We start from the raw sequence: 15569 nt of genomic DNA on the forward strand, positions 1-15569 counted from the left end.
GTGAAAAATTATGCATGACCTTACATCCTACTTACGCTATAATGAGAAAAAATTATTTATGTACGCATGCTCAAGTTTATGCGTAAGTAGAGAGAATGAGGGGGATACCATGAATTTGGGCAAGGGGAAGAATAACCTGTCTGATAAGAATGAACGCTTCTCGTCGGCTGGATTCATTTTGGCAGCGATCGGGAGTGCGGCAGGACTAGGTAACATCTGGAAATTTCCGTATATTACCGGACAATATGGCGGAGCTGCATTTTTCTTGTTGTTTATTGTCTGCTTGTTGCTTGTTGGTTTGCCTGTGCTTTTAGCAGAGCTTGCGCTTGGTCGTGCAGGTCGAGGAAGTGCTGCCTCTGCAATGGTGAAAGTAGGCGGACATCCAATTTGGGGCAAGATGAGCATTATGTTTGTTATCGTGCCGTTTGTTATTTTGTCGTTCTATGCCATTGTAGGAGGATGGACACTGCATTATGCTGTAGAGGCATTTAGCGGAAGTCTGTTTTCTAATAATGATTTTGCTGGCCAGTTCGCTTCATTTTCTTCCGGCTATGCACCGTTGGTGTGGTTGTTAATTGTTTTTGCATTTACAGCAGTCGTGGTTACCCTTGGGGTATCGAACGGAATTGAAAAGTTCAATAAAATTTTGATTCCTGCTAAGGTCATCCTGTTGCTCGTGCTGATGATTAACGCTCTCATGCTGCCAGGCTCTGGTGCGGGTGTATCCTTCTTTTTGAATCCTGATTTTTCTAAGTTAAGTATAGAGTCTGCATTGGTTGCTTTGGGACATGCCTTCTTCTCCCTCTCACTGGGGATGGGGATCATGGTCACTTATGGTGCTTATGTGGATCGTCGACAATCGCTGGGTGGAGCCATGCTGGCAGTTGGTGGCGGGGATTTAATTTATGCGTTTATCGCAGGTATGATCATTTTCCCTACAACCTTTTCCTTTGGTATTAACCCTGCCCAAGGACCGTCTTTGGTCTTTATTGCTTTACCGGCTGCATTCTCTGCCATGCCTTTCGGAGCTTTCTTCGGCGGTTTGTTCTTCGTATTGCTGGCGGTCGCAGCATTAGGCTCTATGGTATCCCTGCTGGAGGTACCCGTAGCTTATGTTATGGAGCGGTTCCGTTGGGGCCGGGTTCGCTCGGTTGTCATCGTATCGATCCTGTGTCTGTTGCTGGGTGTCCCTTCTGCATTGTCTATGGGGTTGGTTCCAGAGTTAAAGGTGGGCGACAAATCCTTCTTTGACTTTGTTGACTTCACAGCGTCCAACATCTTCTTGCCACTTGGTGGCTTACTGATTGTTATATTCACAGGGTACTACTGGAAAACTGCTGGCGAGCATGCCAATCTCAAGCCTATCTGGTTCCGTGTATGGTTGTTCGGCCTTCGCTATGTTGCACCGATCCTGATGTTGTTGGTATTCCTTCATACCTCAGGGATCATCAAATTTTAATAGATACGAATTTAAAAAAAAGGTATTTTCTTCCTAAGGGAAGAGATGCCTTTTTTTGTATATCTATCAGCAGTTACCTAACTGTGGAAAGAAATGATATAATAAAAACATTGTCATTAATTTTAACTTCAATGAAATCATTACGATTATGAAGTTTTATATAATGAATGAAAAGGCTACAGGGCATCGCACAGACGATGTGCAGGAGAGGGAAAGGGCAGAAGAGCATTGAAACAGACAGAGAGTTCGAATTTGCAAGAAGGACGGCGGCTGAAATGAAGTCTAATCGGTTGTCGTCACAACGTCGTTATATGCCAGGTTTGGATGGATTAAGAGCACTGGCGGTCATCGCAGTCATTGTGTATCATCTGAATCCGGATTGGTTGCCGGGTGGTTTGTTGGGTGTAGGCGTCTTTTTTACTTTGTCGGGGTATCTGATTACAGATATTCTAGTCAGTCAGTGGGATACATATCATAGTTTTAAAATGAAAGATTTCTGGGTGCGTCGTGCCAGAAGGTTGCTGCCTGCCATGCTGACGGTTGTGGCTGTCATTGTCCTGTGCTCGTTGCTTTTCGATCCGTCACGGCTTACGGCCTTGCGCGGAGATGTACCTGCCGCATTGGTGTATATGAGCAATTGGTGGTTTATTTTCCATCAGGTTTCGTATTTTGAAACTTTCGGCCCTCCTTCTCCCCTTGGGCATCTGTGGTCGCTTGCGGTGGAGGAGCAGTTTTATATCCTGTGGCCTTTACTGCTGGCGCTTGGGCTAAAGTACATGCCCAAGCGTATTGTACTGGCCGGATGGGTGATTTGTCTGGCGTTAATATCCGCGCTCCTCATGGCCGTGATTTACGTACCGGGAAGCGATCCGAGCCGGGTATATTATGGCACGGATACACGTGGCTTCGCTCTATTGATAGGTGCGGCGCTGGCCTTGGTATGGCCAAGCGGCAAGCTGAAAGAGCATGCTTCTGCGAAGGCGCGCCTGCTTCTCGATGGCATCGGTGCAATCAGCTTGCTGCTGCTATGCCACTGGGCGTGGGCCTCGAATGAATATGATCCATCTCTGTACCGCGGCGGCTTGCTGGGGATTGCTGTGGTCACTGCTATTGTGGTCGCAGCGTTGGCACACCCAGTGAGCCATCTCGGTCGCCTGCTTGGACGCAAGCCGCTACGCTGGATAGGCGCCCGTTCCTACGGATTGTATCTATGGCATTTTCCAGTTATCACGCTAACTACACCTCAGGTGGACACCGATGGTGTGCATGTGATGCGTATCGTTATACAATTGCTAGCTACCATACTGCTGGCGTCTCTCTCGTTTAAATATGTCGAGGAACCGATTCGGCACGATGGATTCCGGCACTGGATTGCAGGAATTCGTTCAGCGGTTCGTCGACAGGTGCGGTGGAGATGGATCTCTACAACCGCAACAGCAATGTTTTGTATAGGTATTGGTGTGGGTACAGTTCACCTGTACGTGGTATCTCCTGACGCAACATTGCAGGCAGCATCTAGTGATGAGAAGCCAATTGCAAAGGCAAAGGCGATGCCGCCTCTTCACGGAACGGTGTCCGTAGCTTCCAAGGAGCCTACAGCCATCAAGCCACAAGGAGTCCAGGACAGTAAAGCTCCGTCTCAAGCCCAGACGCCTAAAAACACGACAGTCAAGGCTGGTACTGCGGATGGCGTTACGACGAAGACGGAACCTTCGACTACATCCAAACAGGCTAAGTCTATGACAGGCGATGGTTCGAGCGTGACCGCCATTGGAGACTCTGTCATGCTCGATGTACAGTCGTACATTGAGGAATACTTCCCGGGGGCCGTTGTGGATGGACGGATCGGCCGTCAAATGACGGAAGCGCCTGCTGTACTGGAGCAACTGAGACAAAACGGACAGCTGGGTAAGACGGTGATTATTGAACTGGGTACGAACGGCGCTTTTACCAAGGACCAGTTATCTGATCTGCTCGCCAGCCTGAAGGATACGAAGCGTATTATACTTGTGAATACCCGTGTACCACGGCCCTGGGAGAGCATTGTGAACAAGCATCTTGCCGAAGCTGCATCCCAAGATCCGCGAATTACAATGATTGACTGGTATGCAGCAAGTTCTGGTAAAAACTCATATTTTGAGCATGATGGAGTACATTTAAAACCTAAAGGCGCTAAAGCCTATGCATCTTTGCTGGCTGAGGCCCTAACGAAGCAATCTTAATGAGCAGAACCGCAATGATATTCATAAATTATGCAAATGCAAGATAAGAAACCACCGGGAAGTAGGTTGTCCGTCCCCTGGTTGAAGTGCACCCTTAAACTTTCATTGGCTAAACCTCAGAGTTTTGCAATGTTCGTTGTAAGGTGCCCTTTCACCCTGCTCCGGTGGTTTTTCTTATTTTGGTGTGGAGGTACATAATCTAATGGAAAAGGGTTATTCACATAGTAGAACAAGTGAGCACCGCTTGAAGAGGAACAGAAGAAGGCTGATACTGATTGCTATTATATTATTTGTGGCAGGCTGTATTACTTTTATTGCGATAAAGGTCTCGGATAGCAAGCCACACGCGCCGACCCAGGAGCTTGCTAAAAAAATGGATTCCGGCTCATCAAATATTAAATCCAGCGCAGGGGCAAAGGGTAAAGCGGCCTCTCCAAAAAACGATCCCGATGTAGAAGACGGTGCCTTTGTCGAAAAATATTTAAATCAGCAAATGCTAGGACAAATGCCCGATGGAGCTGATGGTAAAAAAGTGGCTTACTTATCCTTTGATGACGGACCATCCGTGACGGTCACACCTCAGATATTAGATATTCTGAAAAAGCAGAAGGTCAAGGCAACCTTTTTTATTGTAGGTAAAGAAGCCAATGAAAATGAGCATACCAGGAACCTTATCAAAAGAATTGCCAAAGAGGGTCACGCGATAGGGAACCATACGTACTCACATAATTATAAATATTTATATCCGAACAGACGAGTAAATACGGATCATGTTATGCAGGAGATCGAGAAGAACAATCAGGTTCTAAAAAGCATTCTGGGGCCAGAATTCTCCACCAGAATGATCCGCTTCCCTGGGGGCCACATGACATGGAACAGAAGAGATCCACAGGGAATGGCTGCTCTGGATAAGGTTTTGCGTCAAAAGGATTACCATCAGGTGGACTGGAATGTATTAACGAAGGATGCAGAGGGAAGATCCAAGAAAGCACCGGCACTAATCAACCAGTTTATAAGGTCAGTCAAAGGTCGAGAAAAAGCAATCATACTCATGCATGACACCTATGGTAAAGAAGAAACGGCCAAAGCATTGCCACAAATCATAGAATATCTGAAGAAACAGGGATATGAATTTAAAGTTATGAAGTAAGTAAGGTAGGCATAAATGAGGAAAGGACGGGGCTGATCGCCACCGTCCTTTGTGCTATCTAAGAGTATATAGTCCGCATCGTTTAGATGCGCTCCGCTTCACCCATCGCCTGAATGAAAGCGCCAATACCTTTGGGATCGTTAGTTATAATCGGCTCACTGATATAGTAAGCGAAGGTACCATCCCGGCGATCCTTACCTCCCAGACCGCTTACTTGTACTGTTTTGTTCAGATTCACAAGTCCTTCTTCAGTAATCGTGATAAACTCATCAATAATACCTTTACGGATGATTTCCGCTTCTTGACGATAATGCTCTGGCAGATAGCCTTTGCGAACACCTTTAGCAATAGCATATAGAATCATGCAGGAAGCAGATGCTTCCAGATAGTTGCCTTTCACATGGCCCAGATTGAGCACCTGATAAAAGACGCCGCTTTCCTTATCACGCACTTTCAGCAAGGCCTCCAGTGTTTCGTTCAGCATATCGATCAAGACGGGACGATCTGCATGATCTTCTGGGATGTAGTCCAGCACGTCGACGAGTGCCATGACAAACCAGCCCATTGAGCGGCCCCAGAAATTTTTGGAACAGCCTGTTTCCGGGTTGCACCAAGGCTGCTCCAGCTTCTCATCCCAAGCGTGATAGAGCAGACCTGTTTCAGGATCACGCGTATGCTTGTAGCATAGCTTGAATTGCAGGGTCACATCGTCAAACTCTGATGGATCTCCGAATTCGCGAATAAACTCAGCATAGAACGGGGCACCCATGTACAAGCCGTCAAGCCAAATTTGATACGGATAAATTTGCTTATGCCAGAATGCGCCCTCGCTTGTGCGTGGATGTTTTTCCAGCTGACTGCGTAATTGGAAGGCTGCCTTTTTATAGCGTTCATCTCCTGTGGCACGATACAGAGTGAAGAGCAGCTTACCGTTATTTACGTGGTCAATATTGTACTCATCTACTTTATAGCGCTGAATCACGCCATTTTCGTCAACAAAGTGATCCATATGTTTTTTTATATATTCCATATACTTGGGATCACCTGTCAGTTCGCCAACCCATTCCAGACCTCTGTAAATCACGCCATGGTCATATTCCCATTTCTCATAACGTTCTGGACTCCGTTTAAGCACGGATTCGCTCATACGTACAGCCCAGGATTCTGTTTTTGTAGGATTGGTTGTTGGTTGCGAAGTTGAATTTGCCATGATACAGTCACCTCTTCAGTAAAGTTTAATCTGTAATTGTTATTGCTGATTACATAGACGGAGTGTGTGTCTTAGGGTCAACGGGTCTGCTCTTGAAGCCCACATTGTTGTTGCCCCAGCACCGCTCGTAGCTGAAGCCTGTCAGCTGTTCGAACACTTTGCGAGCCTCTGGCTTGGCTGATTTCATCGAGCCGCCGTTTTTGAGGCGGTCAATCTCGGCGATTAGCTTCTTGTGGCTGTCAATATCCAGCTTCATTACGACAGAAGCAATCATCCCGATGATCGCGAGAACGATCGTACCCACCACGAGTACATAAAAGATAGCGTGCTGAGCAGAGACTGGCTGACTTTCAGCTCCGGATACAAAGCCAAAGTGCTGTAACACCCAGCCGAGAATGAAAACGACAACGGCCCGCACCATTTTTCCGGCAAAAGTCATCATACCCGCATAAATACCTTCCCGGCGACGACCAGTTAACGCTTCATCCACATCGGCAAGGAACGTGTATTGATTCCAAGGGATGTAGTAGACGCCACCCGTACCAAGTCCCATGAACAGTGTGATGACATATAGCCACATCATTGTATTAGAGGCTCCCGTCATATAGAGCAGGCCATAACCTGCTACGCTAAAGCAAACGACGACGAGTGCGGCGATGAAAGGCATACGAAACCCTTTACGCACACAGAATTGGATGAAGAAATAGGTAGAAATTAATTGAATGACAGAGTTAAAGCTGTTCAGATTGGATACCATCTCCGAGCTTTGGAACAAGGAGAAGACAATAAAGTACGTAAAAGCTGAAGTAAACAGCCACTCAGCTGAAAATCCGCCCAGGTACATCCCAAGATGATGACGGAACGTCTTGACCCGAAAAGTAGAGGAAATGTCGATAAACAACTTTTTCATGGAATCTATAAAGGAAAGCGGAGCTTCACCTTCCAGTTCCTTTTGCAGTTCTTCACTTGGACGTTCCCAAGAGTTTTTGTACAAGAAAGCCATGGCAATCAGCAGAATTGCTGCAAAAACGAGACCGGTATACAAGAAAGGCAATGGAGAGTCTTTGCCGTAAGCAGCAATAAAGCGACCAGGGATAAAAGCGGCAGCAAAATTGGCGATTTTACCAAACATGGCCTTCCATCCAGTCAATCTGGAGCGTGCGCCGAAGTCTCGGGTCATCTCGGACGCTAGTGCTTCATACGGCACCATGACAGAGGTGTACACCAGTTCAAACAGCACGTACGTACTCAGGTAATACCAGAAGCCCAGCCCATCTATCCAAAGCATCGGATACACGAGCATCAGCGGGATACCCATCATGATGAAAAAACGGCGTCTGCCGAATTTACGGCCTAAGCGGGTTCGGTGAAAGTTATCGCTGATAAAGCCCATGATCGGATTGCTGACCGCATCTATGATGCTGGCAACAGAGAAAATGGCTGCGGCCTGAACAGGAGACAGTCCGCAAAAGGTTGTATAAAAGTACATTAACCATGCACCGCTAATAGCAAGTGCGCCACTTCCCAGCATGTTACCGCTTCCATAGGCAAGTGTATGTTTCAGTGTGATTTTTCGTTCCATGATCTGTTCACCTCATATTTTGTCTGGTTATGAGGACAATCACCGGTCGCTATATTATGCAGAATTGTCTAGGTTGGTAGATGGGCCAGGCGTCCTGATTAGGTAGAGCTTTTACCGTGCCCCTATATTTCCGCTCGGAGTACCCGAGCCAATCAGATCGCTTCCTTTGGCCAGCTTAAGGAAATCACCCAGCTGGATGGAACCGTCTGCGCCTCGAGTGATGGAAGGCACGAGACTGACAAAGTCGTCTGCACTGGCTGCGAGACCTTTGGCATTCGTCGTTTTTTTGTTTTTCCACCAAACGTTTGAGTTATCTTGATCTGTGCCACTTGTTTTATCACTTGCTGTTCCTTCAAAAGAGAGATTGTTAATGAACACGTGTTCACCCTTATCAAAGGCGAAATTGCTTTGTCCATTGTCCCATGAAGTATTGTTGGTCAAAGTAATTGTGCCAGGGTTGCTATTGTAGGTGAATCCGTGTTTTTTGTTCTGGAAAGCAATACTGTTTTTTACAATATGGTTGACTTTGATTTTGTCTCCACCCAGCTTAAAGCCGTTGCCGTCACTGTTCGCAGTAGACGTTCCATCAGAGGTTTGCCCGTTGTGATGGGCCACACTGTTCAAAATGGTTACGGCACCGATAGGGCCTGTTTCCGTTTTGCTGTACAGATCCCAGCCATCGTCTACGTTGTACGCTGCCAAGCAGTTATCGAACACATTGCCTGATCCTACAGTCAGCTTGGCTGCGAAGCCATCGGCATCCTCACCATTATCGGGATCGGCATTATCGTGAGAGTAGGAATTCAAGATCAAATTGTTCGCAGGCCACTCACTGGTGGAAGCGTTAGGGGAATAACGCCCGAGTTGAAGTCCGGTGTCCCGATTGTGGTGGGTTTCCACATTTTCAATTCGGTTATTACTGCCGCCGATATAGATACCGTTATCTCCGGCACCTTTGACTTCAAGACCTTTGACCAGCCAGAAGTCTCCGTTAAGCTGAAGTCCCCGATTGGCTGAACCAAAGGCCTGAGCAGAAAAATCAAGTACAGGCTTTTCGCTACCGTAAGCGACTAACCCCTTGAGTGAGCCGTTACTGCCGTTATTTCCACGCTGAATTGTAATCGTTGAAGAGTAGGCGTAGTTACCACCGCGCAGGTAGATGGTTTTACCAGGAGCAATTTGTGTCAGTGCTGCTTCGAGGGTGGTAGGACTAGATATCGTGCCTGGATTGGACACGTTACCATTAGGATCCACATACAAATCACCTGCCGCTAACGTGGTGGAAACAGCTGCTGAATCGGTTGCGCTGACGGCCTCCTCTGTGAGTGTGGTAGAGGGGAGGTTGTTGGATGGAACATCTGCGTAAGCGGTTCCAATAAAGAAAGAAGAAGCAAAAACAAAAGAAACACCGAGTCTTAGAGCGTTAAAGCCGTTTTTTGAACGATCATTCCGTTTAAACATGTAAATTCCTCCTTATCTGAGCTCATATTTTAAAAGAAGATAGCACATATAAAAGTGGATCATGCTGTCTTTCCATTAAAAAACAGGACACCTCCTGGGGGGACAGATTGATCTATCATAAGTCCAAAACGCTCTAAGAAGTATATGCACAGTGTAATATATGTTAACGTTTGCATCAACAGTTTTTTGTTGTTTTTTTGATATTGTGAAAAAAAGTTCACACTTTTGTTTCAACTAAAAATATGGTTTTGCAAGGCTGGGAAAATTTGATTATACTTAAACATTATACATATAATAGAAATGAAAACTGTTGAAAAGGTGGGTTTAGCGCATGGAGAGCGGGAAGCATTTGACGAGTTCAACTTCCGAACCATTGCAGGAAAAGCGACCGCGAATGAACAATGAGATGATCGATTGGCTTAAGGCAATTATTGTTGCCATTGTGCTCGTGTTCATTATACGTTGGCTGTTATTTGCGCCATTTATTGTTGAGGGAGCATCCATGGAACCGAATTTCAAAACAGATGAACGAGTGGTCGTGAATAAGGTAATTTACGATTTTCGTGACCCCAAGGCAAGCGAGGTTGTTGTATTCCATGTAAAAAAGGAACAAAAGGACTTTATTAAGCGTGTTATTGGAGTGGCTGGAGATACCATTCAGTATCAAGGTGATCATCTTTATGTGAACGGTAAGAAAGTAGAGGAGCCATACATTCAAGGAGCTATCCAAGATGCTCACGCCAAGGGAGAATTATATAATAATGTGGACTTCCCAAACGGATCCATAACCGATTCCAAGGTTCCTGAGGGGTATATTTTTGTGATGGGTGACCACCGCAATAATAGTAGGGATAGCCGTGCTATTGGTTTTGTTTCCATCAAGGACATTGTTGGACGTGCGGATGTGATCTTTTGGCCGATGGATAGCGCGCAATGGGTTAAGCATAAATAATGTCAGAGTACGGGCATGGACATCACGAAGACAAGAGGACTTGCGTAAACTTTACGCAAGTCCTCTTTGGGCCATCTGTAAGGGATAGTTGTCTCAGCCTTTGACGGCCCCGGCCACTACGCCCTTAACAATATATTTTTGCAGAAAGATAAATACGATAATGGAGGGCAGCACAGCCATTACCATCGCGGTCATGGCATATTGCCAGTCTGATGTATATTGCCCAACGAAGGTATAGGCAGCCAGCGTAAGTGTTTTGGTGCTGGGTGAGCCGTTAACCATGAGAAGTGGAAGTAGAAAATCGTTCCATATCCACATCACGTCGATAATAACAATAGTGGCGGTGACCGATTTCAGCAGAGGAAAGATGACGGAAAAGAAAAGCCGAAAGCCTGAGGCTCCATCAATCTTGGCGCTTTCGTCAATCTCGACCGGAATGCCTTTCACGAAGCCGTGATAGATAAACACTGCCAACGGGGCTCCAAAACCCCAGTACAGCAGGCCAAGCCCCCAAGTGCTGTCTGCCAAATTCAAGTCTTTCGCCAGGCGCAAGACGGTCAGCATAATAGACTGAAATGGGATCAGCATCGGCATAATGCATAGCATGTAAATCACGGAGCTCCATTTGCTTTTGGTTCTTGCCAGCTTGTAGGCCGCGATGGAGGATATCAGTACGATACCTGCCAGGCCGACGACGGTGATAATCGTGTTATTCAGAAATAAGCGTGGATAGTCAATGAACTTCCATACATATACGTAGTTATCCAGCGAAAGCTGCTTAGGCAGCGCAATGACGTCGGTCATGACCTCAGCGAAGCTTTTGAACGAATTGTTAATGGCGAGAAACAGCGGATACAAGAATAACAGCGATAATACAATCATGCCCGCTTCCAGCAAAATACGTCCTGTACGGCTGCGTTGCATCAGGCTTCAACCTCCCTGCGTTTGAAAATAGACAATTGAATAATCGTAATGATCAGTACTGCAACGAATAAAATCAAGGCTTTGGCTGTTCCGTAGCCATACAGATTGTTCTGGAACGTATCTCGGTAAATATCATACGCAATGCTGTATGTCGTACCTCCTGGTCCACCGCCAGTCAGAGATAAAATGACGTCAAACACCTTGATCGAGTTGGTCAGTGCCATGAAGACCGAGATCGTAATCGAGGGTGCGAGCATTGGCAAAATAATACTGAAAAATCTCCGGATCGGCCCTGCTCCGTCAACGATGGCAGCCTCTTTTAGATCCTCAGGTACAGATTGCAAACCTGCAATATAAATGACCATGTAAAAGCCAATGGATTGCCAGATGGATACCGCCAAAATGGAAATAAACGCGAGCCCTTCCTCGCCTAGCCAACTGAGCTGGAAGATGCCCCAGCCTGTACTGTGGTCCAGTGACTCAAAGCCTTGCATAAAGATGAATTTCCATATAAAGCCGACAATAACGAGGCTGAGGATATAAGGTATAAAGAAAGCCGCGCGTAGCCAGGCCGAGCTTTTGAGCTTCATGTCGAGGACGAGTGCCAGCAAAATGGCCAGCACGTTTACCAGCACAATGTACAAAATGGCGTATTTGATTGTAAACCAGGCTGCATGTGCAAAGTTAGCGTCTCCGAGCAGGATTTGCTTGAAGTTATCTAGACCCACGAATTTCGGATGTTTGGATATGCCGTTCCACTTGGTCAGGGAATAGCGTATCGTCATCAAAAACGGAATATAAAATGCAATTGTAATGCACAAGATTACGGGCAGTGTGAATAAACCAAATTCCAGCTTGCTGCCCTTGTCGCCCCATGTTCCCCTTTTTTTCAGCATAACGCACCTCTTTTTCTCAGCATTTTCCGGTCTTTCGCTCCAAGCTGTTTAAGATATAATGAAAGTATAGGATAGCCCCTAGGGCCGGACCAATGGATTTAAGAAAACAGTTGAGGGTAAAAATGTGTACGCTTTCAAAAGGGGCGGTTATCATGATGTCAGGGCGTGTAGGGACAATTCTTCGATCCATGTGGAAGCGGATTACGCAAAAATTAGTGAACAAGCTCATTCTGCTTTTTACGTCGGTCATTATTCTGGTGGTGGGCTCACTCACGATTATTTCCTATCAGATGATTGAAAAGGAGTCAGTCAACCATAGCATCGCCAGCACGACGAATAATCTGCTGCTGGTCAATCAGAATTTGGAGGATTACTTGGAGGGGATGCAGCAGCTGGCTCTGCCACAGCTTCGCTATAACGATATCATGAACGCGATTGCTAATGAGAATCGGGACTATGCTGCACGAATGGTCATTGAAAATTACTTGCGCAACATGTTTTATTCCCGCAATGATCTGGAAGCGATCTATCTATATGTGGCGGACCGCCATCAATACTACGTAGTGACTAGGGAGACGTATAACATAACGGTACGCAAAGGAATAAACACGGATCTTCCCAAGCTTCCCTGGTATAAAGAGGCGATGGCCAGCACTGCAAACGAATCTTTTCAATCTTTTGTGGAATCCCGCTCTGATATGGGCTATGTGGCGCCGCAAGCCAGTTTTATGGCTTACCATCGAGTGCTGAGATCGATTGCATCCCGTCACCCGCAGGCAGTGTTGTCCTTTTATTACAACACGAGCGCTGTAGATGAAATCATGCGGAATATTCCACTGGGTAAAGGGGATCAACTGATGCTGATCAGCCCCGAACGGGTTCCCTTTTATGTGAACAGTCTTCCGCTGTATGAACGAATGCGTGATTCTGGAGTATTAGCTCAGATCGGAGAGGGAGGAAGCGGACAAGTAACGTGGTCAGACAGCAACAGCAACCAGGAGTATTTGGTCGTTTATGATGCAGGCCAAAAGGACGGGTGGCAGCTCATCAAGCCGATTCCATACCGCCAAATTTATGAAGCCGCTACGACCACACGGAATTGGAGTTATGTCATCGGGGCTTTATTTTTAGGTGTGTCTATTATTTTGGTGACATTGACCTCGAACGCGATTACCCGACCTTTACATAAGCTATCTACCCAGATGAAACGGTTCAGCACCGGAGATTTTGAGGCAAGGGCTCCTGTGAAGGGGCACGATGAGATTGCCTATTTGTCGCTGCATTTTAACGAAATGGTCCAAAGAACCGAAGAACTTATTAATGAGCGCTATCGTATGAAGCTGGTCGAAAAGAATGCCATACTCAAGGCGCTGGAGGCTGAGATTAATCCCCATTTTCTGTACAATGCCTTACAAGCCATATCCACACAGGCATTAAAGCGGGAGATGTTCGACATGGCGGATATGGTGGATGCATTGGCCCAAACTCTGCGCTATTCCATCAACGGCAAGGATATTGTAGCTGCCCGCGAGGAGCTCAGGCATATTGAACGGTATATAGGTCTGCAAAAGGCAAGATTCGGGGCGAGACTCCGAGTCGAAGTGGTATGGGAGGACACGCTGATGGAACTGCCGATTCCGAGGTTATCCGTGCAGACGTTGGTAGAAAACTCTATCAAGCATGCGTTGGAAAAAGTATCAAGCGACATTCTGATCGACATTTCGGCCGAATCAGGTGCTACAGACGCTACAATTGCAGTCAGGGACAACGGACCTGGAATTTCAGAGGACAAGCTGAAAGTAGTGCTGGATTCGTTCGATGAAAAATGGGAAGACCGGGAGAGCGAGCATATTGGCCTGAAAAATCTGAACACACGGTTGAAGCTTTTGTATGGAGATCAGGCAGGGTTATTCATACTTACGGATGAAACAGGAACAGAAATGAGAATGCAAATTCCCCGGGGAGGAGTCAGCCATGTATAACGTATTGATTATTGACGATGAAGAACCGTTACGCGAAGCCATTCGTATTGTTGGAGACTGGGATCGTCTGGGTATCGAACATATTTATGAGGCGACGAATGGAAAGTTGGGAATGGAGCTGCTGGGTCAGCACCCTATCGATGTGGTGATGGTCGATATGAAAATGCCGGAGATGAATGGCATCGAATTTCTTCGTGTTATCGAGAAGGCGTATCCCCATCTGCTGACGATTGTCATTAGTGGCTACAACGACTTTGAATTTACACGACAAGCGATTCAATCGCGGGTGGTAGATTATCTGCTTAAACCTATCAACCGCCAGGATCTGAATCAGGCACTGCGCAAGGCGGTGGACATTCTGGAAAGCCGTAAGCAAAGCCAAGACGAGTTCATTAATCAGAGCATTACGCTAAATATGTCACTACCGAAGCTGAAAGAAAAGCTCTATATGTCCATTTTGGACGGTAGCTTTAAAAAGCAGGCCAATACCGCGTTGCTGCCATTGATTGGAGCAGATCAGCAGGAGAACCGCTTTGGCGTGATCGTGCTGCGGCTGCTGAACAGGGATGAGATTCGCAGGACACGTTTTCATGGCGATGCCGATCTGATGGATTTTGCTGTAACGAATGTATTAGCGCAGACATCAGATGAACGGTTGCGTTGTTTTAGCTTCCCCCATCCGCGAAGAGAGCGTGAGGTCGTTTCTATCTGTACCCTGGCCTCAGGACAACAAGAACATATGTCCCTCCTACTGGCACAGGTGGCACAGAAGGCGGTTGCGAACCTGCATGGGCTGTTCAATATGGTGGTAGCAGCCGGCGTGGGCAAGCTCTGTACAGACGTGGTGGAGTTGGCTTCTGCTTATAGGGATGCCAAGACGCTCATTCGCAGCACGGATGTGTTGAAGTTGGAAGGAGAATCTATTCTCCATACGGTGCCCCGGCAAGTGGGTGCGTCAGAGGAAGTGCCATGGACGGATCGACTGTTGTCGATCCAAAAGGATGCTCAGACCGGTCAAGCAAACCGGGCAAAGGTACTACTGAGCGATCTGTTGAAGCAATTGGCAGCAGGCTCTGTTTTCCGTTTGCAGGATGCGGACCGATTGCTGCGGGAGTTCCATTTTTTACTGAGAGAAGCAACGATTGAGCTGGGTACGCCTGTGTCTGCGCCTAATCAGGAGGAAACCTTAGGAGAACTGGGGCGCGTGGTTGAAGGCAATCTGTCTGCTGATTTTACGAGCCTTGCCGACTATAGTCAGAGATTACACCGCATGCTGGAGCTTTACATTGCCGGGGTCCAACATGCACAAGCGGGAAACCAGCCCTTTGATATTACAGAAATCAAAAGGTATATCGACCGTTACTATTTTGAAGATATCAAAATCTCATTTTTTGCCGAAACCTATTTTTTGAGCCGGGAATATCTGATGAAATTGTTCAAACAGCAGTTTGGTTACGGCATTCACGAATATGTACAGAAGGTCAGAATGGACAAGGCAAAGGAACTGCTGGGTGATTCCAGTCTGAAAATTCAGGAAATTTCCGATATGCTCGGTTACAAGGATAAAAACTATTTCAGTAAGGCTTTTCGCAATTATTATCAGGTGTCACCGTCGGAGTATCGCGTGAGCCTGCAATAAACCACTTTTTTACCCTTAACGCTTCACTAATCTGCCTTTTTAAATTGGACTATATTTTTTAGAATGAGCGCATGGACGTTGATCACAAACAA

The 15569-nt window shown here is 46.6% G+C and carries 11 protein-coding genes; 6 read left to right on the forward strand and 5 right to left on the reverse strand.

Going from position 1 to position 15569, the window contains the following annotated elements; all coding sequences use genetic code 11:
* Positions 1–109 precede the first annotated feature (109 nt).
* The 3 genes from ACXHJ2_RS25075 to ACXHJ2_RS25085 all read left to right on the forward strand — a co-directional run bounded on the left by ACXHJ2_RS25075 (position 110) and on the right by ACXHJ2_RS25085 (position 4831).
* Positions 110–1459 carry a sodium-dependent transporter gene (locus ACXHJ2_RS25075; protein WP_025675755.1) on the forward strand — a complete coding sequence of 450 codons (1350 nt, stop codon included), beginning with the start codon at positions 110–112 and terminating at the stop codon, positions 1457–1459.
* A gap of 275 nt (positions 1460–1734) precedes the next feature.
* On the forward strand, positions 1735–3681 hold the full coding sequence (locus ACXHJ2_RS25080) for an acyltransferase family protein (RefSeq protein ID WP_457874904.1): 1947 nt from the start codon (positions 1735–1737) through the stop codon (positions 3679–3681).
* A 202-nt stretch (positions 3682–3883) separates the two neighbouring features.
* Positions 3884–4831 carry a polysaccharide deacetylase family protein gene (locus ACXHJ2_RS25085; RefSeq protein ID WP_165079890.1) on the forward strand — a complete coding sequence of 316 codons (948 nt, stop codon included), beginning with the start codon at positions 3884–3886 and terminating at the stop codon, positions 4829–4831.
* An 82-nt stretch (positions 4832–4913) separates the two neighbouring features.
* Here ACXHJ2_RS25085 and ACXHJ2_RS25090 read toward each other — a convergent pair whose 3' ends face one another.
* The 3 genes from ACXHJ2_RS25090 to ACXHJ2_RS25100 all read right to left on the reverse strand — a co-directional run bounded on the left by ACXHJ2_RS25090 (position 4914) and on the right by ACXHJ2_RS25100 (position 9084).
* A complete protein-coding gene (locus ACXHJ2_RS25090; RefSeq protein WP_013373705.1) occupies positions 4914–6041 on the reverse strand; it encodes a glycoside hydrolase family 88/105 protein in 1128 nt (375 codons plus the stop codon).
* A gap of 49 nt (positions 6042–6090) precedes the next feature.
* A complete protein-coding gene (locus ACXHJ2_RS25095) occupies positions 6091–7623 on the reverse strand; it encodes an MFS transporter (protein WP_064962769.1) in 1533 nt (510 codons plus the stop codon).
* 111 nt (positions 7624–7734) lie between these two features.
* Complete coding sequence (locus tag ACXHJ2_RS25100; RefSeq protein WP_165079889.1) at positions 7735–9084, reverse strand: right-handed parallel beta-helix repeat-containing protein; 1350 nt, start codon at positions 9082–9084, stop codon at positions 7735–7737.
* 331 nt (positions 9085–9415) lie between these two features.
* Between ACXHJ2_RS25100 and lepB the strand changes: the two genes are divergently transcribed.
* The gene (gene lepB, locus ACXHJ2_RS25105; protein WP_165079888.1) at positions 9416–10036 is read left to right on the forward strand and encodes a signal peptidase I; all 621 of its coding nucleotides are present in this window, start codon (positions 9416–9418) and stop codon (positions 10034–10036) included.
* Between the two features lie 93 nt (positions 10037–10129).
* Here lepB and ACXHJ2_RS25110 read toward each other — a convergent pair whose 3' ends face one another.
* Both ACXHJ2_RS25110 and ACXHJ2_RS25115 read right to left on the reverse strand, forming a co-directional pair.
* Positions 10130–10960, reverse strand: coding sequence for a carbohydrate ABC transporter permease (locus ACXHJ2_RS25110; protein WP_039271872.1), 831 nt, complete (start codon positions 10958–10960; stop codon positions 10130–10132).
* A complete protein-coding gene (locus tag ACXHJ2_RS25115) occupies positions 10960–11856 on the reverse strand; it encodes a carbohydrate ABC transporter permease (RefSeq protein WP_013373700.1) in 897 nt (298 codons plus the stop codon). The genes ACXHJ2_RS25110 and ACXHJ2_RS25115 overlap by 1 nt, the downstream gene beginning before the upstream one ends.
* A gap of 122 nt (positions 11857–11978) precedes the next feature.
* Here ACXHJ2_RS25115 and ACXHJ2_RS25120 point away from each other — a divergent pair, with 122 nt between their 5' ends.
* Together ACXHJ2_RS25120 and ACXHJ2_RS25125 are read left to right on the forward strand one after the other, a co-directional pair.
* Positions 11979–13838 (forward strand): sensor histidine kinase, encoded by a 1860-nt coding sequence (locus ACXHJ2_RS25120; RefSeq protein WP_165079907.1) that lies wholly within the window; start codon positions 11979–11981, stop codon positions 13836–13838.
* A complete protein-coding gene (locus ACXHJ2_RS25125; protein WP_165079887.1) occupies positions 13831–15477 on the forward strand; it encodes a response regulator transcription factor in 1647 nt (548 codons plus the stop codon). The genes ACXHJ2_RS25120 and ACXHJ2_RS25125 overlap by 8 nt, the downstream gene beginning before the upstream one ends.
* Positions 15478–15569: the final 92 nt, after the last annotated feature.

This window comes from Paenibacillus sp. ALE3, from assembly GCF_054113405.1.

Coding starts and splice junctions, on each gene's coding strand:
- ACXHJ2_RS25120 (WP_165079907.1), top strand. CDS start 11,979: ATGTGTACGCTTTCAAAAGGGGCGGTTATCATGATGTCAGGGCGTGTA.
- ACXHJ2_RS25090 (WP_013373705.1), bottom strand. CDS start 6,041: ATGGCAAATTCAACTTCGCAACCAACAACCAATCCTACAAAAACAGAA.
- lepB (WP_165079888.1), top strand. CDS start 9,416: ATGGAGAGCGGGAAGCATTTGACGAGTTCAACTTCCGAACCATTGCAG.
- ACXHJ2_RS25080 (WP_457874904.1), top strand. CDS start 1,735: ATGAAGTCTAATCGGTTGTCGTCACAACGTCGTTATATGCCAGGTTTG.
- ACXHJ2_RS25100 (WP_165079889.1), bottom strand. CDS start 9,084: ATGTTTAAACGGAATGATCGTTCAAAAAACGGCTTTAACGCTCTAAGA.
- ACXHJ2_RS25085 (WP_165079890.1), top strand. CDS start 3,884: ATGGAAAAGGGTTATTCACATAGTAGAACAAGTGAGCACCGCTTGAAG.
- ACXHJ2_RS25075 (WP_025675755.1), top strand. CDS start 110: ATGAATTTGGGCAAGGGGAAGAATAACCTGTCTGATAAGAATGAACGC.
- ACXHJ2_RS25125 (WP_165079887.1), top strand. CDS start 13,831: ATGTATAACGTATTGATTATTGACGATGAAGAACCGTTACGCGAAGCC.
- ACXHJ2_RS25115 (WP_013373700.1), bottom strand. CDS start 11,856: ATGCTGAAAAAAAGGGGAACATGGGGCGACAAGGGCAGCAAGCTGGAA.
- ACXHJ2_RS25110 (WP_039271872.1), bottom strand. CDS start 10,960: ATGCAACGCAGCCGTACAGGACGTATTTTGCTGGAAGCGGGCATGATT.
- ACXHJ2_RS25095 (WP_064962769.1), bottom strand. CDS start 7,623: ATGGAACGAAAAATCACACTGAAACATACACTTGCCTATGGAAGCGGT.